Origin of the sequence: Bythopirellula goksoeyrii (assembly GCF_008065115.1) — a bacterium.
GTDB lineage: Bacteria > Planctomycetota > Planctomycetia > Pirellulales > Lacipirellulaceae > Bythopirellula > Bythopirellula goksoeyrii.
This window is the reverse complement of record NZ_CP042913.1, coordinates 761809-784320: the sequence shown is the minus strand read 5'-3', so window position 1 is coordinate 784320 and position 22512 is coordinate 761809. Positions and strand designations below refer to the sequence as shown.

Sequence of the window (22512 nt, the reverse complement as noted above, 5' to 3'; positions counted from 1 at the left end):
GGTCGCAGCCAGAAAGCGGACCATCTGCAGGCAAAAAGTGCAAAACTCAGCAGAGTTTCATTGTTTACGCGGTCGCTGTCCCTCGCAGCGGTCCACATACAACGCGTTGGTAGGTCTTCTGACTCCCAAGCTCAAGCGAACGGGCCTTCTCGATCACGACAAAACATGGCGATCAATGGCTCTAAAGAAAAATTCGCTTGATAATGCCTGGTCACAGCGGCGGGGCCGTCCCGGATTCGCACCGGTGTTCCCTGTTCGTCGGCTGAGGCAACATCCTCACTAGCCGATCACCAACACACGATCAATACAGAGGGCAGTCTAGCGGCGGGGAGGGGGGATGTCAAAGGGGGGAGTCATATCCGAAGCATGGTATACTTGAGACTGGGTGAACTATAGTTCAAGCTCAATTAGGCTGCAATCTAAGGCGATAATGAGAATAGTGCGATATCCCGTCGCCAGAACGAGGACTCAAGATGAAGCGTATAGTTATTCTACATTTATCCCTAATAGTAGTGTGCCTTGGAGGATACTGTTTTATGAACAACTCAATTGCAGGCGAGTCCTTGGGGAAAGATGGTAAGCCTGTTTTTGCATTCGTGACAATCGACAAATTGATACTTCCTTCTGTTGAGCAAATTCGCTCAGACATTAGTGCTGTATTGCCCGATGGGTCACATATTGACAAGATAGAAGTAGATAATGATGGTGCAACATTTTCGGTAAATGGGTACGAAGTGATCGTTACTGACATGAAGTTCCCCATTCCGTGGAAAGACCTCGAAGGGCCGTGTGCATCATCATGGATTTGGCCTGAAGCAACGACCGTTTTGAAGAAACACAAGTCTCATCTTGTAGTTGTTCTTACAGGTAAAAATGGCACTCATTTAGAGCGAAATGTACTTTTGACCAAATTACTGTCAGCGATGACGACTTCGTTTTCAGGTACGGGGACATATTGGGGTCACGGCAATGTCGTCCTTAGCCCGGAACTTATACACGAGATGGCAGCGGCTGCGAGCGTCGAAGAACCTCCGGTTCTCTTATGGGTCAACTTTCATCGCTTCAAATCTTCAAACAATGCCCTAAGCTTGGTAACAGAGGGTTTGGAATACTTCGATTGTATGAACATTGAGATAATTGACTCAGAACAATCTGCCGAGAAGATTTTGGATTTAGCGATTGGTCTAGCATATATATGCCTTCGGGGCGACAGAATCACCGATGGCGATACGGTTGGATTTGACAACGATGGCAATATGAAGATTCCAACTAAACATGTTCCGTCAGTTCGAGACAATACTACAATGGTGATTCGTGTTGGTTTGTAGTGAGTTGTATTGAGTACCTCTGTCTAGCAAGAGCGAACAATGTTGCGTGGCCAGCTACCTACTTCTGCGCTCGCCAAGTCGGTAGCATTCGACGATTCGATGATGCACGTCACTTTGATAGACGGAAGAGTGATCAGCGTACCGATCCTGTGGTTTCCGCTTCTCCGCGATGCTACCTCCGAGCAGCGAAAGAAATACGAAATTGGTGGGGGAGGCATTAGTCTGCATTGGGAAGATATTGACGAGGATATTTCAGTGGCGGGACTCATGGCAGGTGCCGATATGAATTCGTTGTAGGAGCGTGTCACCCCCCCTTATTCAACAACCTCAGCACTTCATCGCAACCCTGATGCGCATAGTCGGGCCGTGAATGCTCCGCATTGAAGACGCGCAATTCATCCTCGGGAATCGCCTGGAAGAAACTCTCGTCGATTTCGCCTGCTGAGTTCTCGACTGCGGCGAGATTTAACCCAAAATGCTTTGCTAGAAAGGGATACGTGGCGGCCCGTTTCGAGGGTCCGTAGTCGTGGCCCTCGTCGGGAAAATGTTCATTTTCAACATTCTCTTCGGCACCAAAGAACGAGTAAATTCGTTGGATGTGCGGGTACTCAACGCTCGGTGTGTTTGCCGTCCAATCCCCGCCATCAGAAACGAGCAGCAGTGGTTTGGGAGCCACCAGGGCTGCGATCTCGACATTGTTGGTTTCGTATTCTTCCGTCTTGTGAATCGGCATCGCACTCTCGCATTCACAGCCACCGAAGAAATAGGCCGAGACCATCACCACGGGCATCGAAAGATCAATCCGATCATCAATCGCAGAAAGCAAGAAACTCTGCGTGCCACCTCCCGATGCCCCGGTCACAGCGAGTCGATCCTCGTCGATAAAACCGAGCGACAACAAATAATCGAGCGCTCGCATGCTGTTGAAAGTCTGCAAGCGCTGCACCTGAAAGCGGCGATGCTCACATTGAGTAGATTCACCATAGCCAACCATGTCATACGCAAATGCTGCCGCACCCATCCGAGCCTGAGCGGCGCAACGAGTTTGATTTGACTCGGTGAGGCGGGCATTTTTAAAATGGCCGTGGGGATTCAGAATCCCGGGGATCTTCCCCTCGATCTTGGACGGTAGGTAGAGATTTCCCGTGACCCAAAATCCTGGCAAACTCTCGAACGCGACATTCTCAACCGTGTATCCATCCATCTCACGCTTACTGTGGCAAATCGGTTTCAACTCGCAAGTCGGAGGGAGCTTTTCCAGTTGCAGCCCTTTCCGGATTCCGGCTCGAAGCATCTCCGCGCGAGCCTGCCACTCCCTTTGATTGTTGTATGACTCGCCAAGCTTAGCGAGTTTCTCTGCCGCAACGGGTTCCGAAAAAGCCCGGCCACGAATGAGCGTCACCACCTGCGCATGGGACGAAGTTTTTGCGATAAACAAAAGACCGGCGACAAAAAGCATAATTTGAGCGTATCTCATGTACGCATAATACCAGAAAATGGCGATCATGGTATTAGACCGATCATAGGTGACAAAATGTGGGTCTTGGTAGTGGAGTTGACCCCGCATGATTATCGAAGGAGGTAACACGATGAACCGCAAAGAATTCCTTTTGGCACGTAAGACGGTCGACGTATCTGTCGGCGAGTCGGTCCGCATCATCCGCGAACTACAGGAACTAAGCCAGAACGGCTTGTCGGAGTTGACAGGCATTCCTCAATCCACGATCTCGGCCATCGAAAACGACCGCGTCAATCTGGGAGTCGAGCGTGCCAAAACCATCGCTCGAGCACTGCGTTGCCATCCAGCGGTTCTGGTTTTCCCTGGATGGGACATCGAGTCCGTATCGGCAGCATGAGGAAACAAATCTGAAGAGATGACGTCTACGGATTTCTCAATCTTCTTGCAAACTCTTCAGGAGACATCTGGATATCTCGCAGAATACTCCGCAGTGTTCCTATCTTTAGATCTTTGCCTTGATGCACGGGCACCGAAGTTCGCAGTTCTTCGCGCTGAAGAAAATGATGACTCCCGCGAACACGTACAACTTCAAATCCCTCTCGTTCGAGAAATCGCACCATCTCAACACAGTGATGCGAGGAGTTTAGCCACCAGCCAGTTCCGTCAGTTCCAAATCAATCGTCCGTAACGCCGGTTGGCAAATTCTACTCTCAGCATCGTCCAGTCCATAGGTTTCCAAGTATCCAGCGAGCGCTTCTTTCAAATCCTTGATCGCTTCTTCCTCTGTTTCGCCCTCGCCGTAGGCAGGAATGTCAGGCAGACGTGCGGTAAACCCACCCTGATCCGGGTCTGAGATTATTTCGATGGTCACGGGCATCAGATTATACCTCAATGAATGTTGTGCTGAGGTTTTATTATAGTCGAATTCCTCGATTCGCCGCATCAACAAAAAAACCCCGCGATGCAATGCACACCGCGGGGTCCAGGATTCGAATTCTACCTCGTCTTAATCCAAGAAGCCCGAAAGCTCTTGGCTGCGACTGGGTTGCTGCAGTTTGCGGACCGCCTTGGCTTCGATCTGGCGGATACGCTCGCGGGTCACTTTGAAAATGTGGCCCACTTCTTCCAAGGTGTAGCTGTAGCCGTCGCCCAATCCGTAGCGAAGCTTGATGATTTCGCGTTCACGGTAGCTGAGCGTCTTGAGCACCTTGGTGATCCGCGTGCGGAGCATCTCCTGGCCTGCACCAATCGCGGGACTTTCCGCACCCGAGTCGGGTAGCAAGTCGCCAAAGTGGCTGTCTTCGCTGTTGCCCACCGGTCGGTCGAGGCTGATCGGATAACGGCTCATGGCCAACACGCGACGCGCTTCGTCGACGGTACATTCGGCTGCGCGGGCAGTTTCTTCAATCGTCGGCTCGCGACCCAACCGTTGGAGCAGAGCACGCGACACGTTGCGGACCCGACTCATCGTTTCGACCATGTGGACGGGGATACGAATCGTACGGCTTTGATCGGCCACCGCGCGGGTGATTGCCTGGCGAATCCACCACGTGGCATACGTGCAAAACTTGAACCCGCGGCGATATTCGAACTTGTCCACCGCCCGCATGAGACCTGCATTGCCTTCTTGAATCAAATCCAAGAAGCTCAAGCCACGATTGCGATATTTCTTGGCAATCGAGACAACCAGACGGAGGTTGCCTTCCGACAGACCTCGCTTGGCGAGCTGATACTTCGAGAAAATATCTCGCAGGTAATGCACGCGATTGCGGAGGCTGGTAGGAGTTTCCTGCGTCATCCGCAGAATATTGCGATATTCGACTAACAGCGGCTTGCGCTCAGAAAGCGGTTTGCGATCCTTCTTCATCTGATCGAGTTGCTGCTTGAGCTCGGTAACACGACGGTTGAAATCCTCCAGCGGAGCAATCATCGATTCGATCCGCTGAGTTCGCAATCCAAGCTCTTCGATGAGCATCACCGCCCGTCGCCGCCGTCCAGCCAGACGATTCCAGGCCGCTTTGCGCACGGCAGGCTTGGCACTCTTACTGGTAGCCAGGGTGTAGTCTTCTTCATTTCGCTGGAGCAGGACTTCGATTGTTCGCAAGTTGTGCGGCAGGCGGCCAAGGATTTGTTCCTTTTCCAGCCGATCTGTCACCGAGACCTGCACCGTGCGGTCGAAAGGGAGTTCCCCCCGATTGACGCGACAGAGGACCTTGTAAGCCACACGAATCACATAGTCGCAGGCTAGCAGGCGACGGCGGAATGCGGTGCGGGTGTGTTCGATGCGACGGGCCAGACTGATTTCCTGCTGACGAGTCAGCAGCGGGATCTCGCCCATCTGCGTCAGATACATGCGCACCGGATCATCCGACCAGGACTCCATGTCGACCGATTCATCGTCGAACTCGTTGTCACTATCGTTGGCAGAATCCTTTGCGTCGGTATCATTTTCCAGTTCGAGCGAAAGATCGCCTTCCCCATCGGAATCGGAGCTATCGCCCAGACCCTTGGTGTCAAAATCCTTGTCTACTTCGGAGACACTCGAGTCATCCTCCAAATCGTGATCCATGATCGCGTCGTACAAGTTAATTACTCCTAAAGAAAGTGATTTTTCAACGTGTGGATGATTGTGATGAAATATAACGACGACCGCTTGCCACGGGGCACATTGCCATGGCGGGCCTTGTATCAAGGTCGCATAAAATGTCCCAAATGTTCTGCCAGATCCAAAGGCTACTTCTACCCAGCGTGCTCCACGGCAATTCAGCAAAAGCAGCAAGCGCAAAACGGGACAAAGATTGTTTAAGAGCTAACAAGAATTCCCCCTGAAAAGCGACGGCTAGACAACCAATTCTAACACCAACACTTCGCATGGTCGGATGGTTCCTCAATTTGGAAAAAAATTACGTTTAAGCTATCTGCGACAGGCAAGCAGCAGGCGAATCAACACGATTCAAACTGCCTAACATGTCAGGTCTTCCCAGACATTCCGCCAGCAAGAAGGCAAGATCAATCCGAGAGACCGCGCGCTGAGCAGGATTCTCCAAGAACCCATGTCTCAATTCCACACGATGTCCACCAGACCGACTTAGCATGCCCCATGCTGAGTAAGAAATTCCCTTTTGTCAGGAAAGCCTCCCATTCGTGGGAAACTCAAAATTGATTACACCAATAAACCACGGAGCAAGAACAAGAATACGCACGCGCTTGCACCGGACAAATTTGCTACCCAGTTCTCGCGTCCCAAGACTCAGTGTTCCCCTAGCCGTCAATGGCTATGCCAGCGGAGATGTGCCATAATGGCGTAAGGCTACCGAACCTAAGATCCTTCCCACTCTATTTAGAGAGCGAAGGCGGATCTCAATAGTGCGGTGAGTGGTCTTACCTTTGCGTGCGCGGTGGCTATGGGGAGTGGTTTGAGGGGAAGGGGGAGAACGACTTGTTTTCAACTTTATAATTGTAATCAGATCAAAACGAGCGTCTAGTGATTTTCTTACAAAAAACTTGACAAAGGCTCAAGTTTTAGAGGCTCCCTACCGAGAAACTACCCAACTTTTCAGGTTAGGTAAACCACGAGGCCCGCAGCGCGTTGCAGCGTAACGAGTTAGGACTTTAGCCGCGACCCGAAAGGGAGCACCCATTTCCACAGCACCAATCGCTGACCTCCATCCAGTCCTCAAAGGAATTGCAAAAATCATGAACCAGTTTACAAAATCCCGTGTGCTTCTCGGGACAATACTTTTCTGCTTGGCAGGCAGTAACTTTGCCAGCACGGCCGAAACAGAGAACAATTGGATATCCCTCTTCGATGGCAAGACTCTCACCGGCTGGCACCAGGAAGGAGAAGGAGACTGGATAGTTGATGAGGGTGCTATCGTCGGCAAGACGCAGAAAGCCGCCAAACTTTATGGGCTCCTCGTCAGCGACAAAGTCTACCGAGATTTCACGGTGCGGCTCAAATTCAAGTCGCTCCAAGGCAACAGCGGATTCTATATCCGCATGGAAGTCGAACAGCCCGACAAAGCCCATGGCCTGCAAATCGAGGTCGATCCTCGCAACAATTCCGGCGGAATCTATGAGAGTTATGGACGGGCTTGGGTATCAAAGCCCTCCGACGAAGCACAACGCGAATACTTCAAACCCGACCAGTGGAACGACCTGGAAATCACCGCCCAAGGTGGCGATGTGACGGTCAAAGTCAATGGAGTAACTAGCGCTCAAGTAACTGACGACCCCAGCCGACCCGAGGGACATCTCGCCATGCAAATGCATGCAGGCAACGAAATGCTGGTGATGTTTAAGGATATTGAAATCCGTATCGAGGAGTCGCAAGCTGCGCCTCTTGAGACTCCATGAGTAGAGGTACTTGTCGGAGGCGAATTGTTCTTTGCGACGCAGGCAGGCAAGTCCATCGAATCGCTTGGGATCAATTACAAACTCGATGGTCCACAGCAAATGGCACATCATTCATCTTCGTCGTTTTGCAGAGACGGCGAAGCGTAGTACTCTGCAACGTCTCGCATCTGATCGAGCTTGAGATTGTCGCTCATCGGGTGCATTAACTCTGCGTATTCTGTACCGCCGCGATTTCGCTGCTGGAAAAGCTGCAATTGCAAGACAAGATAATCGGCGACTTGCCCCTTGAGTGCAGGGTAGTTCGGATTCTGTTCTGCCCTATCAAGCTTATGGCAGGCAATACAGGCCCCCACTTCTTGTTCCGGAATCCCCTCTTGAGCAATACGTTTGCCCCTGACAACTGCAGCCTGGGAGGCATGCTTGCCGGAGACGTCGGGCTCTGAAACTTTGGGAATTGCAAAAGGTTCCTGCTGAGAATAGTGGCTGGCAATTTCTTTGATCTGAACCTGATTGAGCCGCGCCGCGATGGGCTCCATGATGCCACTATGGCGGGCCCCGCGCTGATACGCTTGTAGAGTGGCAACCAGATAAGGTTCCGACATTCCCGCCAGGCGTGGAAAGGCACCTGTTCCACGTCCCGTTCCATCAAGGCCATGGCAATTGGCACAGGTTTCAACGATAGCAAGGGGAGTTGTTGAAGTTGCTTTCGAGAGATCGCTTGAGACTAGCGCACGATAATCAACTGGTTCAATCTCGGGAAGTTTCAGCAGGAATGCCACGACCGACCAAACTTCGTCGTCCCGTTGTTGCGATGGAAAGGCAGGCATGCCCGTGAAATTGATCCCGTGCTTAACAAGATAAAACAATTCTTCGGGACTCCAGTTGGAAGCGGCCGCATTCAAATTGGGAGGGGTCGGGGAAAGCTGCTGAGCTACGCGGGGTTTTTGCCAGACGGGACTCCCATGGCAAAAGGCACACCCTAGTTCGAAGTGTCCCGCACCTTTCATTACCAGAGCAGGTTCATCAAGGTTCTCGGGGGCTTCAATTCCAACGCTGTGTGTTGAAATCGAGCGCGCCATCGCAAAAGTCAGGAACCGTTTTGTGATGGCCCAATGGCCGGTGCTTGCTTTGATTGGGATAATCCCTGATGCCATGACGAGAAGTCCTAGAACGATTGCACCAGTAACGAACACGCCGATAGGAATAAGCCATCTTTTCATGCTTGCAATGCCTCACAATTAGGATTGCGCTGATTAGCCAAGTCGACAGTCAGCCAAAGCCCCCCTGCCAGATAGGCGATGCCACCCACTACTAGCATGACTGCTCCCCCCAGATGTTGGTCCTGAAGTGGACTCAATCCAATCAAACTATGATGGTGATTGAAGAGCAATCGCGGCGCTAGTGCCAACAGTGCACCCAATAGCGTCATATGCATGGAGGTCAAAAGCAAACCCACAACACCCGCCGCGGCCCGGCTCTTGCTTCGTGGCATAGTTCCTCCGAAAGCCGAGAGCCACACCCATACCCCGGCCGCCAAAAACATCGTTTGTTCCAAAGCAAATCCGATCGAGGAGTTCCTCGCGAAATGATGCAACCAGGGAGCATGCCAGGCCCAAACGATGAGCAGTTCACCAACCGATGCAGGAATAGGAGAAAACAAAGCAGCCATATGTCGGACCGGATCAATTGCAAGTCCAGCAAGAGCAAACGAGAGCAGGGGAGCGATGACGGCGACAATCAACATGTGAAGAGTCATGTGAGCAGAAAAGGAGTGTGCTGCCATCTCTGGTAGAGGTCCCATCCAGGCAAAGGCCAGAATGAGGAGTCCCGAGATGAAAAGTACACTTCGCATTTTAATCACAATTCTCGATAAACAATGCAACGCTGGCTACAAATAACGTAGCGACGGCACTCAATGCAGAGAGCAACAATGTGGCAAATCCCAAAAACCGATGGCGATCCTCGGGCAGATCCTGGTCGTGAGGAATCTCGGAACCACCGCGCCTGTGACGTGTAAATCCGATCCATCCTATGACTGCTATGCAACTCAATGCGACGGCTGTATATACGCCAATTGCAATTCTAACGCTATGAAGTGAACTACTGTCACCTGCGTATTTGCTACACCACACTGCAGCGGTGATATAGCAGAGCAGGAAGTGCAACGCCCAAATTGTCGGCGCAATCGTCAGCATCCAGATGCTTTCATGATGGATCGGATATTTGTTCATTTCTTTTCTATGAGCGGTTGCTTACATGCCCAAAAAGTAAAAAAATCCTATCCCTAAAAAATACAAACACAGTATGACGAACGAGTCCTGGCCCATGCCTAGAATGGTACGATCCCGACGTTCAAGAATTCCCCAGAGGTAAATACTTGTCGCCATGATTCCCAATGCTCCCAAGTAGGCTGCCGATGGGTTCAGGGCATCGATGATTCCTCCCGTGCGATAAGCCAGATCTGCTGGGAGAAACAGGGCCACTTCCAGGCTGTTCGTTCCCAGAATGTTGCCGATGGCCATACTGTAGGCTCCGAATCGCACTGCTGACCAAGTGGTACTCACTTCAGGCAAAGTGGTGGCCAATGCCACAAGAGTTGCGCCCACAAAGCTTTGCCCCAGTCCCGTTTGTTCGGCAAGGGTTTCCCCGACACGTGCTACCACGAAGCCCGAAACGAGCACACCCAGGCAACCTATTCCAAAACGCAAACAAAGCTGCTTGGTTGAAACTTCCCGGTAGAGCGATTTGTGTGCATCTTTCAGGTCACGCGCCGATTCGGGAGGTTCTTCAACCTCGCCAGCCGGCATCCAACGTGGATTTCCCTCATAACGGTAAACGAGCCATAAGCCCGCCACATAAACGCCCGTAAAGAGTATGGGCCACGCTCCTATTCCGGCGATAGTAAACAGTTCGCCGGTGGAAATAGCTGCCAAAGCAAGTGCCAGAATGAAAATCAAGAAAATACCCTGAATCAACAGAGCCGCCGTCGGAGAAAACAAAGTCAATGCCTTGCCACGCAACAGCAGAGCATCGACTACTGCCAACACGGCAAGCTGCATCAGGATTCCCCCCAGCAGATTGTTTCCGGCTAATTGCGCCGCACCGGATGCAGAGGCTGTGAGTGTCGTCCCAAGTTCCGGCAAACTTGTCGCACCTCCTAGCAACAACGCGCCGGCAAAAGCTCTTCCGACACCTGTGCGATCTGCAATGAGATCGACATAGCTGCTGAGTTTCGTTCCGAAAATCCATACACCTCCCGCCGAGAGTGTGAAAAGCAACCAGTTGGCCCACATCGAATTATCAGCTAGTTCGAAAAAACTCATGATGTACAAATTGAGCAAATCACATACCAAACAAGAAGTCAGGCAACGAACGGAAATCCGGCTATTACTGCGACCGTAATGAAAACAGTTAGGGCGACAAAATGCCAATAGAGCGCAACGTTGACAATATCTGCGTCGTAGCAATGTGTCATCCGGCCGGCGATCCTGCGTGACGCACAATAAATTTGCATGATGATTCCAACGAAAATATGAACGATCGTCCAACCGACAAGTATCCAGACGATGGCAGGATAAATATGGCTGGTCGGCTCGAGCCCGGTTGTCCAGGGTCCCCACGCCAAGCCCACGGCTCCGGCAAGCCCCAACGCAAGAGCACACACAATCGAGACATAGAAAAGTTTTGTTTTGTCCCGTTTATTGAAATTCCTTGCGGACACGGTCAATAGCCAGGCCATGAGAAGTGCTGAACCACCGACAACTGGCCAAAACACTCCTGGTCCGGACTCCTGGTCCGGAGGAAAGTCTTCGTGGATAGTCCAGTAGAAAAAATAGCCGAATACAAGTGACACGAATGCCGTCATGTCACCAAGCATCGTAATGAACATGGCCCACCAGCCTACGGCATCCGGGCCAGATACATAGGTGGGCAAACTCAGTCCCAAACCTACGTCTTTCTTTGGTTTCTCTGGAATCCATGCCGTGCCTGTCCAGAGCCAAATCAAGATTGTACTGAGCGCCAAGATGCCGCTGATTATCGTGGCAGTCCAAAAGTGATAAGTAGCGAAGATGAATACGCCTCCTGTAAACATCGCTGCAAAGAATGCCAAAAAGGTTGGCCCTGGAACCCGCAAGCATTGAACAGGAGTGGCATCAATCGAAGTCGTCACAAGTGTCTCGCGAAAATGCTCTTCAGCATCGGGCAAGTAGAATCGACCTTCATCCACGTCCCGCATGAAGTTCGGTTGATCCCAAAGAGGATAGCGACTGTCAATTTCAGGTATCGAGCGCACTCCCCAAGGTTTGTCCGGCATTTCTGCCAACCATTCGAGGGTGCCCGCTCCCCAGGGGTTTCTTTCTGCCAACTGCTGGTGCTTTTTGGGACGCACAACATCCCAGAGAAAAACAAGGAAGCCTGCAGCAAGAACAAACGCACCGACAGTTGAAACCAGATTCCACATTTCGAAGCCCAGTCCGGCAGGATACGTAAATACACGTCGCGGCATTCCGAGCAGTCCGGTCCAATGCATGGGCATGAAAGCGACGTTAAACCCAATCAACATCAACCAGAAGGCGATTCTGCCCAGCTTCTCCGATAACGCCTTTCCGTTCACTAGAGGAAAATAATAGTAGAAAGCAGCCACGATCGGAAAAACGGTTCCCCCAACAAGAACATAGTGCAAATGTCCGACAACAAAGAACGTGTCATGTGCCTGAAAGTCGAACGGTGCGATGGCGACCATGACTCCGGTAAGTCCTCCGATAACGAATGTCGCAAGACCTGCGAAAGCGAACAACAGGCAAACTGACTTCGTGACACGCCCGACCATAAGCGTTGCTATGAAACAAAATATCTGAATACCCGTCGGAATCGCCACAGCTTGTGAGGCAGCCGAGAAGATACCAATGGAAATGCCTGGCAATCCAGTTGTAAACATGTGATGTACCCAGAGGCCAAAACTCAAGAAGCCAGTGCCTACAGCAGATAAGACGATCCAGCTATAGCCCATCATGGGTAGGCGGGCAAAAGTCGGAACGATCATCGCAATCAACGCCACCGAAGGGAGAAAAACGATATAAACCTCGGGGTGACCAAAGATCCAAAACAAGTGTTGCCACAAAAGTGGATCGCCTCCCCGGTCGGGATCGAAGAACGGCCAATCAAAGGCCCGTTCCATCTCCATCAGTAAATCACCGGCGATGAGCGGAGGAAAAGCAAACAGAATCATCCCTGCCACCACCAAGATATACCAGGAATAAAGTGGAATCAGATTGATTCTCATCCCAGGGGGACGACATTTAACCACACCGACGATCAACTCGACCGCTGCTGCAATCGAGGCGACTTCTATAAATGAAAGCCCCAGCAACCAGATATCAGCACCAACTCCTGTTTGATACTTTGTCGTCAAAGGTGGATACATGAACCATCCTCCTCGCGGAGCAGCGTCGAAGAAGAGCGAACCACATACAAACAACCCACCTAACAGGAAACTCCAGAATCCGTAGGCTGACAAACGGGGAAAGGGAAGATCTCGTGCACCGAGCATTTCGGGTAAGATCATGATCGAAAAGGCTTCGAAGATCGGAACAGCAAACAGAAACATCATCACGGATCCGTGCATGGTAAAAATCTGGTTGTACTCGTCTGCCGTCAGAAAATCATTGTTCGGAACCGCAAGCTGGATCCGCATCAACAGTGCCAGAACTCCTCCGAACAGGAAAAAACAACAAGCTGCAACCGTATACCATAAACCGACTTCGGTGTTGTTCACCGCAGACCAATAGCGCCAGCCGGTAGGAGTCTTCCACGCATCGAGAAGCCTGCTCCGTTGTGCCTGCTGGACTTCAAGAGGTGGTGCTTCAGCAAGAGGTTCCGGATCAATGTGACTCATTGAAGACCCTCCAAATACGTAGCGAGTGCATGAAGCTGATCTTCTGGCAGCATATCGAAGGGCGGCATCTTGGCGCCGGGTTTCACTAAACCAGGATTGGAGATCCAAGTCTTGAACTCCTCAAATTCATTCTGAAGTGCGCCAGCAGCAAGAGACCGGCGGCTACCCACATGAGTCAAATCGGGACCAATCACGCCCTGAGCATCGGTGCCTCGCACCGTGTGACACGCATGGCAGCCAGTTTCCAGAAACAAGCGCTGACCATGCTGAGCCAGCCGAGTATTGGGAACCTCGGCAGTCGCTTGCTGACTCTTCAACCAGAGCTCAAACTCTTCTCGCTCCATCACCATGACATCGAAATTCATCAGCGCGTGGGAATTTCCACAGAATTCAGCACACGCACCGCGAAAGAAACCTGTTTTGGTTGGTTCCAGTTTCAATCTGGTCTCGCGCCCCGGAAACATATCGATTTTTCCACCCAAAGAAGGGATCCAGAAAGAATGAATCACGTCATCACTTGCCAATCGAAACTCAACTGGCTCCCCCACAGGCAAGCGAACTTCGTTTGCAAGTTCAACCGTCGGCCCTTCCCTCATTGGATAGCGGACTCTCCACCACCACATCTTGCCATGAACCTCAATTCGCAGCGCATCTGGGGGTGCTGGCGCGAGAAGCTCCGGCAACATCGGCAAGCTGTAGAGAAGCAGCCCAGCGAGTACCAGAGTCGGACCAACCGCTCCTCCCCCAATGATCAGAAAGCGGATGCGGCGGTCGCTGTGTCGCTTGGCTTCTGTCGAAACTGCATAGATCGCCAGACAAATCGTGCCTAACCAGATGAACACCCCACCGAGTATCATCCACCAAAGCAAGCTGGAAATCTCTTCGGCTCCCTTTCCAGCAGCTTGCAGGGTAGATTGCGGTCCGCTGCAACCGGAAAGTAACACCAGTGCCATGCCGGAGAATAGAAGTGAGAATCCCCTTTCTGCAGTACGCATAACTCCATCATACTGCCATTTCCTGACATTACGACTACGACAGTTTGTCGCATGCTGTTTCAGTTCTATGACTGATCAGATGGTCAGACTTTATACAAGTCAGACAGGCACTCATCGACGCGATGTCGTCGATTGCTGCGCATCGTTCTTAGGCGATCACCAAAGAAGGGTTGGACACTCTGTATAACAAGTGCATAAGGGCGCTAGGGAATTCAGGCCAACTACTACCAGCTATACTGATTGGAAAAGGAGAAGAGCACTCCCTGAGGTGACCTGTCCACCAATCGAGCACTCAGGAAACGAGGCTCGATTGCCTCTATGTGTGCTGCCGCTATCTGTTGCCTCAAAGCAGGTCCAAAAAATGCCGCTCACTCCAACAGTACATCGCGATGCTCGGCCAGCACCGATAAACGGAACAAACCAGTCATCGCGGCTGGCACAAAATAGAAGATTTTGAGTGTAGCGGAGGAGGACTAAATAATACTTCCGTATAATGTTCGAATGCAAACTGTGCAGGGCAAGAAAAAGACCCCTCAGGAAATCTCCGAAGGGGTCATGAGTCATCGATACTAGCGGACTACTGAGGCCTTCTACGCTTATACAATTGAATCCTCGGCAGTAGTAGGCTTCTTTGTAAAAAACCGGCGCCGCAGTGCAGGGCCACCGATCCCAAGCACACCAGCCAGCAAGACGCACAAACCAGCACTGGCCTCTGGAACCGCGACAGCCGCCCCAGTCACCCCACCACCCCAAACGACATCGGGGTCGTGGTCGAGATATGCGCCAGAATTGCCGAAGTAAAGCGAACTGACACTGGTTCCACCGGCAACACTCAAACTTGAGAGGTCCAGTCCGTAGACATAGACACCGAAAGTGGTAGAGGAACCGCCGACTTCGCTATCCGTCAGGAAGTCGAGCGGCACAAAGTCAACGTAGGTGCCGGTGGTTCCACTAAGGCTAGCCGCTACAAGTTCCAACTGAGTATTTGTGGGATCGTCAAAGTCGACCGTACTACTCCCGTTTGTCGGTGTACCACCAGATTCAAAAATGATGATGTCGATACCTGGATTATTAAAGATCGGGTTCAGAAAACTACCTGTGATGTAAGTATTGGGATCACCGCCAACGCCTGGATCGGTGCCGAGAAAATTAAGTCGCCGAGCAGCATATGGCGCAGTACCACCGACATAAATGCCACCCCAGTTGTAACCTAGCGCACCAATTTGAGCGTAAGAGTGCGAGTTTGTTGAAAAACTTCCGGTAGCACCACTGATTGAACCTACGCCAAGCGTTGGATCCACGTCATACCCACCAGCACCGCCAACTAGAACCGCTGGTGCCGACCCTGCAGAAAGTGCCAGTGCAGCCGTAGCTACGATCGCTAGCATTGAAATCCGAGAAAAGTCAATCTTCATGTGTCTACCTCATTGTTGTAGTTGGCTACAATAAGCTACCTAATTGGTAAAAATACCCCCAATAGATTTGCCTATACTACCAAAAGCCAATCACTAAAGTCAATCACCGAAAACCGCAAAGTGAGAAAAGACAAGTCCGGACAACTCGTTTTTGCGGATATACTTTTGGAGGTTTTTGGCCAGAAGCACCCAAATCGTTGCAAATCGAGACCTAGAAGTGGTGTAGTGAGTAGCTAGAAAGGGGGGGAAAATTGCGAAATTACGTGTTCCACCCATCCACTCACCCCAGCAATTCATCGCGATGCTCCGCCAGCACCGGCGTCCACGCCTTAGCCAGGCGGCTCTTGGTTGCCAGGTGCCGTACAACAAGCGTTTCCTTGTCGACGACTACTAAGAGTTTTTTCAACAAACTCGAGGCCTCGGCGATGTACACTTCCAGTGTCTCGGCGAGTTGCCAATTGTTCCAGCGATCGAGCCCTGCATGTTCACCCATGATCCAGACGAGCCGCGGGTCGTCCTTCTTGATTTTGTGTAGACTGCGACAGGCATCGCAGGCCTCCTGCGAAATGACGCTCTTGCTCACCGGCTGCTCGCAGCCGGGGCAGACGGTGAATTCGTCGGTGAGCGTCGGCTTGCCTGAAACGGGGCACGGATTGGTGAGCTCCTTCTTCACTCGCTTGCCCGTCACACTGCAAGTGACCAACTCGTCAATGAGCAGCCGCTCGCCAGTGGCCTCGCAGGGGGCAATTTGTTCGAAGGCATCGATGCGACCATCGTCGGTAGCGGCTAAATGAAAAGTGCTCACACCAGAATGCTCGGCGACAAAGGGTTTGGGCTTGATCAACTTCGCCCATCCTGAAAAAGGAAGCGTTGCCGTGGTGTCGCCAATCGTGAAATGAATTTTTCCGTTTGCCTGTTTCACCCACACCAAGGTCGTAGCCAAAGGTTCGCTACTGACAGCACTCGGGTCGCGCGAACTGGCTCCCTTGGCGGCCACGCGACGTCCTGAGGTAACCAGCGCATTGAGTGCCGCTTCTTCGATACGTGGATAAGGTTTGCTGGCTGGCTCAAGATCCAAGAGCCCCAGCTCGCGAACCAACTCGTCGGGAATGGACGACCCATCGTGTGCGACAAAAACATGAACAACCTGCGCGGGGTCATCCGCCGCTGTGAACGTCAGACGCAGAAAGGGAAAGTCGGTCAACTGGCAACCACCAAGATGGATATTGCCGCCGTCGACTTCATACGCAGAGAACAGGCGCTGCGTGATTTGACTCACGGAGAGCGGCTGTTCACAAGGCCTGGCATGGATGGCCGATCCCAGTTCGCGAAGTTTCTCCGAGAGCTCCTGGTCGGAGAGATTGCGCTGAGCAACTTGCTCACCATCGGGTTGGGCAACCGCATCAAGTTGCAAGCAAGCCCATTGACGGAAAGAGGCAAGGCTCTCGCGGTGAGCCGAGTCGGGAACTACGGTTTTGTCAGGAGGGGATACGGAGGTCGTCACTGCAGAATCATTCGCCAATCGTAGGATGAACGGAAAATCGCCAAAAAGGCGTAAGCTTTGATTTTTGCCTCTTTTCCCCGTCCTGCGAAGTGCAATTACCGCGACTTCTTCCGTAAAACATAGACCACATCCTCGGTTTCAGGACCCACGGTGATGGGCTGCTGGATGTCATAACCAAAGTCGTAGACTTGAGTTACCTCAAATTCCGGGACGCTTGCCAACAGCGATTTCATCTGCTGGGCCGAGTAAGTCCGGAAGACCACTTGATCCTCGATGCGAAACTGCTTGGTCGGCGTGTAAACATCGAAACTCATCCCCACCTCTTCTCGACGGCGGCGCCGATCACAAGCGGTGACCCACAATCGTGACAGCACGGCGAGATTCCCTCGCCGCGCCGACCAGCTTTCTTCCTGCATTGGTTCGACGACTGTCGGCGTAAGATGCAGTCCCAACACATAGATTCCGCCAGGCCGCAAATGCTTTGCTACCGTATGCAAGTGCTGCTCCGCTTGGGCCTGAGTGCCGAGATGCCTAAAGCTGTTAATCGGATTGAACGCGGCATCAAACGGCTTGGAGACGGTGAAGTTGCACATATCGCCTACGAACGCGGAGCGCGGATAGCCAGAACGCTCCAGCCGATCATTGCAAAACTTCACAGCAGCCTCATTGAGATCAACGCCAGCCACTTTGAAACCTGCTTGGGCAAGCTTCACCATAAGTCGCCCGGTCCCACAAGCAGGTTCAAAGACGCGTTTCACTTTTCCAGTGGCATGTTGTGCAAAACATTCAAGCAGAAAATCAAACTCTGCCTTCCAGTCGGATCCGTAGACCAAGTCATAGTACTTGGGAAAATCGTAGAGGCTGGCTTGAGTGGTGGGGAGCATAGATCATGGATATTATGGACAAAGGAATTCTCGTCGGAGTATTCTCGGTTCTCTTCATGTAGAAAACAAGTAGTAACCGCACCGTCGCTAATCCAAAGTTCAAGACATGGTAGACATAGTTCAAGCATTGGGGATAGTACTTAGGAATCAGACGATTTTTCTGTTTCATTCTGACTCTGATGTGATTACAATAGCTTGCGCCTGCTGAATTCGAACTGCCCGTTCATAGTGTCGCGAGTCATCTTCTGATGTTGTCACGACTTCGCGCATCGTCGTAACGTGAGCTCATGGCCAGATGAGGAAACGTCATGTTGAAGTTGTGTTCCTATGTGTTTCGCCGAACACTAGTATTCGCTTGTGTTTTCTGTCTTAGCCTCTCCTCCGAGGGCGTTAACGCTCAAACCTTCCACATCACCGATCCCATCGATCTAGGATCGAACCTCGATCAGATCGGTGATCTAAGTTGGAACTACATTTTGGGTACCGATTGGGATCGAGACTTTAACATCGGTGGCATCATCGGAAAACAGAATGCTGTCGTCATTCCTGAAGTTCGCGAACCCGTGTTCAACAACGTAATTATTCCCGAAGTAACCGCCGACACAAGAACGGGCTTGCGGATGACTGGCAATATCGAGGGTTCCACAGGTCTGGAATTCTATGCCGACTTCAATGCCGGAGGCCTGGAGACGGGAACATCATTTGAGTTCGAACCGCAGATCGTCGACCTGCCATCCCAAGTCAGCACGGGGGAATTTTTCAAGCTCCAAACCACTCCGGGCGTTGTGAACAACGCTGCCTTTACGGAGCAACTCATCGAGCTTCCTTCGTTTGAAGCGGGCATGGATTTTTTCTTCAATCTGGATGTCGACAGCAGGATCGACTACGGGTTATTTCCCTTCGTGCCCTACGATTCGATTCAGTTTAATCCAAGTCCACTCAACGTCGATCAGAGTCTGGTGAAGTTTGGCTTTGACCTCGACCCCGATGGCAATGGTGGAGTCGGTGCGCCGCCCGAGTTTGTCATTTTCGAGGACACACCGTTTGAAGAACGCCTGGGGCTACTCGACAACAACGAATCAATCTACGAGAAGCAAATCAGTGTTGATATGAGTGTCGAAGGCTCTCCTATCACGCAGAGACTTGATATCGGTTCGGTGCAACTGGTGAATCCCTTTGGCACCGGCGATAGTATCTTGGGCCCTAACGAACGCAACCTAACTGTCAACACGGGTATGGACGATGAGACCATTTCCTACTCTTACGAAACTGCCTTGCTGCGGATGGGTCTCGACCTGGATGGTATTGCCGCCTATTTGGGTACCTCAGCCCTGACCGGGGTGGGGGACTCCTTTACTCGAATCGAAGAAAAGTTTCTCGACGACAAGATTTCGCTTGCCATCGATTTGCTCGATATCAAGTACGGCCCCGAAATCGGTTTCCGCGAATCGGTCAACATCAATCCTGATTTTGAAGTCACGCTCAGCTTCGATCAGAATGTCGCACTCGACGTCGACGGAGTCATCTCGATCACTAATACCTACTCGGGAAAGTGGAGCGATTTGCCCGGAATTGCTCTCTTAGGCGATCAAAATGTGGAAGTGAGTGTCGACTTCAACTACCTCACGGGCGAGCAAACCAAACGGAGCGTGTTTTATTTGACAGACTATCTGGAGCTTACTCTGTTCGAACTGGAGTCGCTTGGAATCGAAGGAGGCCCCGAGTTTTCCTTGCCGCCACTGTATCAGGGTCGTACCAGCCTGTTGGGGAGTCTCTTGGGCGAGGTCGAATTGGAACTCACCGAACAGACCCAGACGATTGCTCCGTTCGCCTTCAATTCCGGACTTGCCGGTTCGAACTCCTTTACTCTCACACCGATCCCCACAACCATCGTATACCTCGCCACCAATGATACACTGTTCAGTTCCAACGTGAGTGCGTGGAAGACTCTGAGCGACCACATGACTCCCGCTTCCCTGATGGACGCCACTCTTGTCCTCGCTACCGGAGATAGTTCGGACCAATTGATCACCGACCTCGACCCGCTGGTGACTTCCAGTCCCAATTCCAATGTGCTTGGTGATTTCTCTGGGGGAGCGACTACCGTTCGTGGATTGGTGATCCCAGAAGGCACTGGAATTGTTCAGCACCAGTCCAACCCCGGGCGCACCTGGAACATCTCTTCAATCATCAACGACGGGGACTATGTCACCAGAGCACCCTCGCCAGTTGCCATCAACGGCGTAGGACTTACGATCAGCGGTCAAGGTGTCATGCACTTGCAAGGTCCACTGGATCTAGACGCCGTGCTGTTTAAACATGGTGAGGGTCATCTGATCCTTATGAGAAATACGGCAGTTGCTACGCAAAACACGCTGGATACCCAGCAATTCGACAATGCGGGGGATGTCCAAGTCTCGCAAATGGCGCAAGTAAATCTCGTTGCCACTCAAAGATTCGACAATTCGGGTTCGTTTTATGTAAGCAATGGCGCGCAGGGCACTATCACGACACCCCTCATAGCCAACGAAGGTGTCATTGGTTCCTGGAACGATTCCTCGCTGCTTGAAATCAGTTCGCCAGACACTTTTGGGCAGATCAACTTGCAGAGCACGAATGGCTCCGGACTCTTTCAGGCCAACTTCGACGGTACTCTGCGATTCACCCACACGGTGTTGCTAGCTACTCCGGGCGGAACCCCACAGCCTCTGCGCTTTGAGGCTACCAATGGAAGCGCCATGGAATTCGATGGACCCATTCGAGCTTTTGAGGCGGGGGTAGCGGAATTGTATGTCGACGAAACCAGTTCGATGGTCCTCAACGGGGTCGAAGTCAAACGCGAAGACGGCAACGTCACGCTAGTGAACAAAGGTGTTGTCGATGTGATGTCCGGTGGCAACTTGTTCTATTACAACCCAAGCATCCCCTGGGGACCGGGGGAGGAGCCGCTGATCATCGGGATCAATGTGGAGAACGACGGAACCATCCGCATCCATCCCAATGCCAAGTTCGGCTTCAAGGCAGAGATCGCCAACTATACTCCTGGCGGGGCAACTCTGGGGCCTGGTACCTGGGAAATCCTCGGTGCCGTTCCCGCCAATCCTTTTCCCAATGATGGTCAGGCCTTTGCTCCCGGAAGGGCGGAATTGGAAATCAGTATCGCTCGCATTACAAACGAAGACGCCTACCTCGGCCGCATCGATTTTGGCGACACCAATGGCGACGGCATCCACGACGGTTATTCCGCCGAGGATTACGACACCGAACTTTCGGTCAGCGAGGCCAACGTGCTCTTGAGCGGGGCCGCCCGTTTCAATTACTTCAACACCATTCGCGAGAACCGGGGCACGTTCACGCTCCGCAATAAAAACCACTTCACCACTGCCGGCGACTTGCACAACAGCGGCACGATAAATATCGAACTCGATGCACGGCTCAATGTTTCCGGCAATCTGGTCGTCGACGAGGGAACTGTGTTCGTCGACGGTAGTTCGATATTGGACGTCGGCACCAATTCCGTCGAGGTCCTCGGGGGGAATATCACCGTCGATCGCGGGGCTGTTCCCCTGTTTGTCAACACACCCTGGATCATTCGCGAGAAATGGCTGGGCGAAGGCGAGATGGGCAGTGACATTATCCAGGAAGCGCGGGTCAGTTACGGCGATGCCTGGTTCCCCACCCTGGGCCCTAATGCCGACGTGCTGCTCGATGGTGAACAGGCAGTCTTCGAACCCTTGGCAGGGCTCAACCTGGTCCAGGGCAAGCTCTCTTTGGTCGGCGGCAATGAACTGCACCTGGCTCAAAGCCTAACAAACAACGGCACGATCGAACTCGAGTCGGCAGGCAAGCTCATCGTTGATGGCGATGTTCTTACCACGGGCATGCTTGCCATTGGGTCGAATAGCTATCTGGAGGTTTCAGGCGCGTTTACCACCTCGGGGGGATCGATCGATCTGGATGGCGTGGTCCAAGCGGCTAGCCTTACCATTGATACCGGTACCGTTCTCACCGGGTCAGGGCAGTTCGCCGGCATACTCCAGAACAATGCGATGGTAAGCCCCGGCAATTCGCCCGGAGTGTTGGAAGTGCTGGGTGACTACAGCCAGTCGACCACCGCGATGCTTGGTATCGAAGTCGCCGGCACGCTCACGGGAGTCGACTTCGATCAACTATTGGTCAGCGAGACCGCCACTCTAGAAGGGATATTGGACGTCTCCCTCTTGGGTGGCTATGCCCTGGAGGCGGGGCAGGAGTTCACAGTCCTCTCGGCTGGCGAACTGGTGGACAATGGCCTGGCACTCTCGGGTTCGTCGGCTAGCTTCTTCGACCTGATCATCACCCCGGGAACCGATGGCAGTGTTGTCCTCAAATTCCTGGGAGGCAGCTTCCCGTATCCTGCCGACTTCAACAACGATGGCTTCGTCAACGGTGGGGACCTCAGCACCTGGAATGACTCCTACGGACAAAACAATGGAGCCGATGCAGACGGCGATGGAGATTCGGATGGCTATGACTTTCTCGTCTGGCAACGACAATTCGGCAGCGTTGGGGTGCCGGCAGCAACCGGCACTGCCGTGCCAGAACCAGAGAGTGTGATGCTCCTGCTGATCAGTATGCTTGCTCTCTGCGTCGGCCAGCGTCATCGATTCGAATTGTGAAACTAAATAGCTCGACT

At 52.2% G+C, this 22512-nt stretch carries 18 protein-coding genes and 1 riboswitch; of the genes, 5 read left to right on the top strand and 13 right to left on the bottom strand.

The genetic code is table 11. The annotated features are described in order from the left end of the window. Window positions 1-91: 91 nt before the first annotated feature. A riboswitch (cobalamin riboswitch) is annotated at window positions 92-310 on the bottom strand. A gap of 226 nt (window positions 311-536) precedes the next feature. Next, the gene (locus tag Pr1d_RS03080; RefSeq protein WP_168205026.1) at window positions 537-1328 is read left to right on the top strand and encodes a DUF4261 domain-containing protein; all 792 of its coding nucleotides are present in this window, start codon (window positions 537-539) and stop codon (window positions 1326-1328) included. A 39-nt stretch (window positions 1329-1367) separates the two neighbouring features. Continuing rightward, the gene (locus tag Pr1d_RS03075) at window positions 1368-1625 is read left to right on the top strand and encodes a DUF2442 domain-containing protein (protein WP_148072154.1); all 258 of its coding nucleotides are present in this window, start codon (window positions 1368-1370) and stop codon (window positions 1623-1625) included. 7 nt (window positions 1626-1632) lie between these two features. Here the strand turns inward: Pr1d_RS03075 and Pr1d_RS03070 are convergent, their stop codons facing one another. Beyond that, a complete protein-coding gene (locus Pr1d_RS03070; protein WP_148072153.1) occupies window positions 1633-2805 on the bottom strand; it encodes an alpha/beta hydrolase family protein in 1173 nt (390 codons plus the stop codon). Between the two features lie 112 nt (window positions 2806-2917). Between Pr1d_RS03070 and Pr1d_RS03065 the strand changes: the two genes are divergently transcribed. Beyond that, complete coding sequence (locus Pr1d_RS03065) at window positions 2918-3184, top strand: helix-turn-helix domain-containing protein (protein ID WP_148072152.1); 267 nt, start codon at window positions 2918-2920, stop codon at window positions 3182-3184. 25 nt (window positions 3185-3209) lie between these two features. On the opposite strand, the gene Pr1d_RS26605 is transcribed toward Pr1d_RS03065, so the two are convergent. From Pr1d_RS26605 to Pr1d_RS03050, 3 genes are all read right to left on the bottom strand, one after another. Further along, the gene (locus Pr1d_RS26605; protein ID WP_148072151.1) at window positions 3210-3407 is read right to left on the bottom strand and encodes a type II toxin-antitoxin system HicA family toxin; all 198 of its coding nucleotides are present in this window, start codon (window positions 3405-3407) and stop codon (window positions 3210-3212) included. 23 nt (window positions 3408-3430) lie between these two features. Further along, the gene (locus tag Pr1d_RS03055) at window positions 3431-3664 is read right to left on the bottom strand and encodes a type II toxin-antitoxin system HicB family antitoxin (RefSeq protein ID WP_148072150.1); all 234 of its coding nucleotides are present in this window, start codon (window positions 3662-3664) and stop codon (window positions 3431-3433) included. A 129-nt stretch (window positions 3665-3793) separates the two neighbouring features. After that, on the bottom strand, window positions 3794-5371 hold the full coding sequence (locus tag Pr1d_RS03050; RefSeq protein WP_238476625.1) for a sigma-70 family RNA polymerase sigma factor: 1578 nt from the start codon (window positions 5369-5371) through the stop codon (window positions 3794-3796). A gap of 1112 nt (window positions 5372-6483) precedes the next feature. Here Pr1d_RS03050 and Pr1d_RS03045 point away from each other — a divergent pair. Then, entirely contained in the window at window positions 6484-7143 is a 660-nt protein-coding gene (locus Pr1d_RS03045; RefSeq protein WP_148072149.1) for a 3-keto-disaccharide hydrolase, read from the top strand. Window positions 7144-7250: 107 nt separating this feature from the next. Here Pr1d_RS03045 and Pr1d_RS03040 read toward each other — a convergent pair whose 3' ends face one another. The 9 genes from Pr1d_RS03040 to Pr1d_RS03000 form a co-directional block, all read right to left on the bottom strand. Next, window positions 7251-8363 carry a c-type cytochrome gene (locus tag Pr1d_RS03040; RefSeq protein WP_148072148.1) on the bottom strand — a complete coding sequence of 371 codons (1113 nt, stop codon included), beginning with the start codon at window positions 8361-8363 and terminating at the stop codon, window positions 7251-7253. Then, window positions 8360-8995 (bottom strand): cytochrome c oxidase assembly protein, encoded by a 636-nt coding sequence (locus Pr1d_RS03035; RefSeq protein WP_148072147.1) that lies wholly within the window; start codon window positions 8993-8995, stop codon window positions 8360-8362. The genes Pr1d_RS03040 and Pr1d_RS03035 overlap by 4 nt, the downstream gene beginning before the upstream one ends. A gap of 1 nt (window position 8996) precedes the next feature. Next, entirely contained in the window at window positions 8997-9374 is a 378-nt protein-coding gene (locus Pr1d_RS03030) for a hypothetical protein (protein ID WP_148072146.1), read from the bottom strand. Between the two features lie 21 nt (window positions 9375-9395). Next, window positions 9396-10466: a sodium:calcium antiporter gene (locus tag Pr1d_RS03025; protein WP_148072145.1), complete on the bottom strand. Its 1071-nt coding sequence runs from the start codon at window positions 10464-10466 to the stop codon at window positions 9396-9398. A gap of 38 nt (window positions 10467-10504) precedes the next feature. After that, entirely contained in the window at window positions 10505-13039 is a 2535-nt protein-coding gene (gene ctaD / locus Pr1d_RS03020; protein WP_148072144.1) for a cytochrome c oxidase subunit I, read from the bottom strand. Then, on the bottom strand, window positions 13036-14034 hold the full coding sequence (gene coxB, locus Pr1d_RS03015) for a cytochrome c oxidase subunit II (protein ID WP_238476624.1): 999 nt from the start codon (window positions 14032-14034) through the stop codon (window positions 13036-13038). Before coxB ends, ctaD begins: the two co-directional genes overlap by 4 nt. A gap of 596 nt (window positions 14035-14630) precedes the next feature. Next, window positions 14631-15449, bottom strand: a complete 819-nt coding sequence (locus tag Pr1d_RS03010; protein ID WP_148072143.1) for a hypothetical protein — start codon at window positions 15447-15449, stop codon at window positions 14631-14633. A 280-nt stretch (window positions 15450-15729) separates the two neighbouring features. Further along, window positions 15730-16953, bottom strand: a complete 1224-nt coding sequence (locus Pr1d_RS03005; RefSeq protein ID WP_148072142.1) for a hypothetical protein — start codon at window positions 16951-16953, stop codon at window positions 15730-15732. A 95-nt stretch (window positions 16954-17048) separates the two neighbouring features. Next, window positions 17049-17837, bottom strand: coding sequence for a class I SAM-dependent methyltransferase (locus tag Pr1d_RS03000; RefSeq protein WP_148072141.1), 789 nt, complete (start codon window positions 17835-17837; stop codon window positions 17049-17051). A 308-nt stretch (window positions 17838-18145) separates the two neighbouring features. Here Pr1d_RS03000 and Pr1d_RS02995 point away from each other — a divergent pair, with 308 nt between their 5' ends. Beyond that, window positions 18146-22495, top strand: coding sequence for a hypothetical protein (locus Pr1d_RS02995; protein WP_148072140.1), 4350 nt, complete (start codon window positions 18146-18148; stop codon window positions 22493-22495). Window positions 22496-22512: the final 17 nt, after the last annotated feature.

Excerpts from the sequence above, each read along its gene's own strand:
- Pr1d_RS03080 (WP_168205026.1), top strand. The coding sequence starts at position 537 with ATGAACAACTCAATTGCAGGCGAGTCCTTGGGGAAAGATGGTAAGCCT.
- Pr1d_RS03075 (WP_148072154.1), top strand. The coding sequence starts at position 1,368 with ATGTTGCGTGGCCAGCTACCTACTTCTGCGCTCGCCAAGTCGGTAGCA.
- Pr1d_RS03070 (WP_148072153.1), bottom strand. The coding sequence starts at position 2,805 with ATGAGATACGCTCAAATTATGCTTTTTGTCGCCGGTCTTTTGTTTATC.
- Pr1d_RS03065 (WP_148072152.1), top strand. The coding sequence starts at position 2,918 with ATGAACCGCAAAGAATTCCTTTTGGCACGTAAGACGGTCGACGTATCT.
- Pr1d_RS26605 (WP_148072151.1), bottom strand. The coding sequence starts at position 3,407 with ATGGTGCGATTTCTCGAACGAGAGGGATTTGAAGTTGTACGTGTTCGC.
- Pr1d_RS03055 (WP_148072150.1), bottom strand. The coding sequence starts at position 3,664 with ATGCCCGTGACCATCGAAATAATCTCAGACCCGGATCAGGGTGGGTTT.
- Pr1d_RS03045 (WP_148072149.1), top strand. The coding sequence starts at position 6,484 with ATGAACCAGTTTACAAAATCCCGTGTGCTTCTCGGGACAATACTTTTC.
- Pr1d_RS03040 (WP_148072148.1), bottom strand. The coding sequence starts at position 8,363 with ATGAAAAGATGGCTTATTCCTATCGGCGTGTTCGTTACTGGTGCAATC.
- Pr1d_RS03035 (WP_148072147.1), bottom strand. The coding sequence starts at position 8,995 with ATGCGAAGTGTACTTTTCATCTCGGGACTCCTCATTCTGGCCTTTGCC.
- Pr1d_RS03030 (WP_148072146.1), bottom strand. The coding sequence starts at position 9,374 with ATGAACAAATATCCGATCCATCATGAAAGCATCTGGATGCTGACGATT.
- Pr1d_RS03025 (WP_148072145.1), bottom strand. The coding sequence starts at position 10,466 with ATGAGTTTTTTCGAACTAGCTGATAATTCGATGTGGGCCAACTGGTTG.
- ctaD (WP_148072144.1), bottom strand. The coding sequence starts at position 13,039 with ATGAGTCACATTGATCCGGAACCTCTTGCTGAAGCACCACCTCTTGAA.
- coxB (WP_238476624.1), bottom strand. The coding sequence starts at position 14,034 with ATGCGTACTGCAGAAAGGGGATTCTCACTTCTATTCTCCGGCATGGCA.
- Pr1d_RS03010 (WP_148072143.1), bottom strand. The coding sequence starts at position 15,449 with ATGAAGATTGACTTTTCTCGGATTTCAATGCTAGCGATCGTAGCTACG.
- Pr1d_RS03000 (WP_148072141.1), bottom strand. The coding sequence starts at position 17,837 with ATGCTCCCCACCACTCAAGCCAGCCTCTACGATTTTCCCAAGTACTAT.
- Pr1d_RS02995 (WP_148072140.1), top strand. The coding sequence starts at position 18,146 with ATGTTGAAGTTGTGTTCCTATGTGTTTCGCCGAACACTAGTATTCGCT.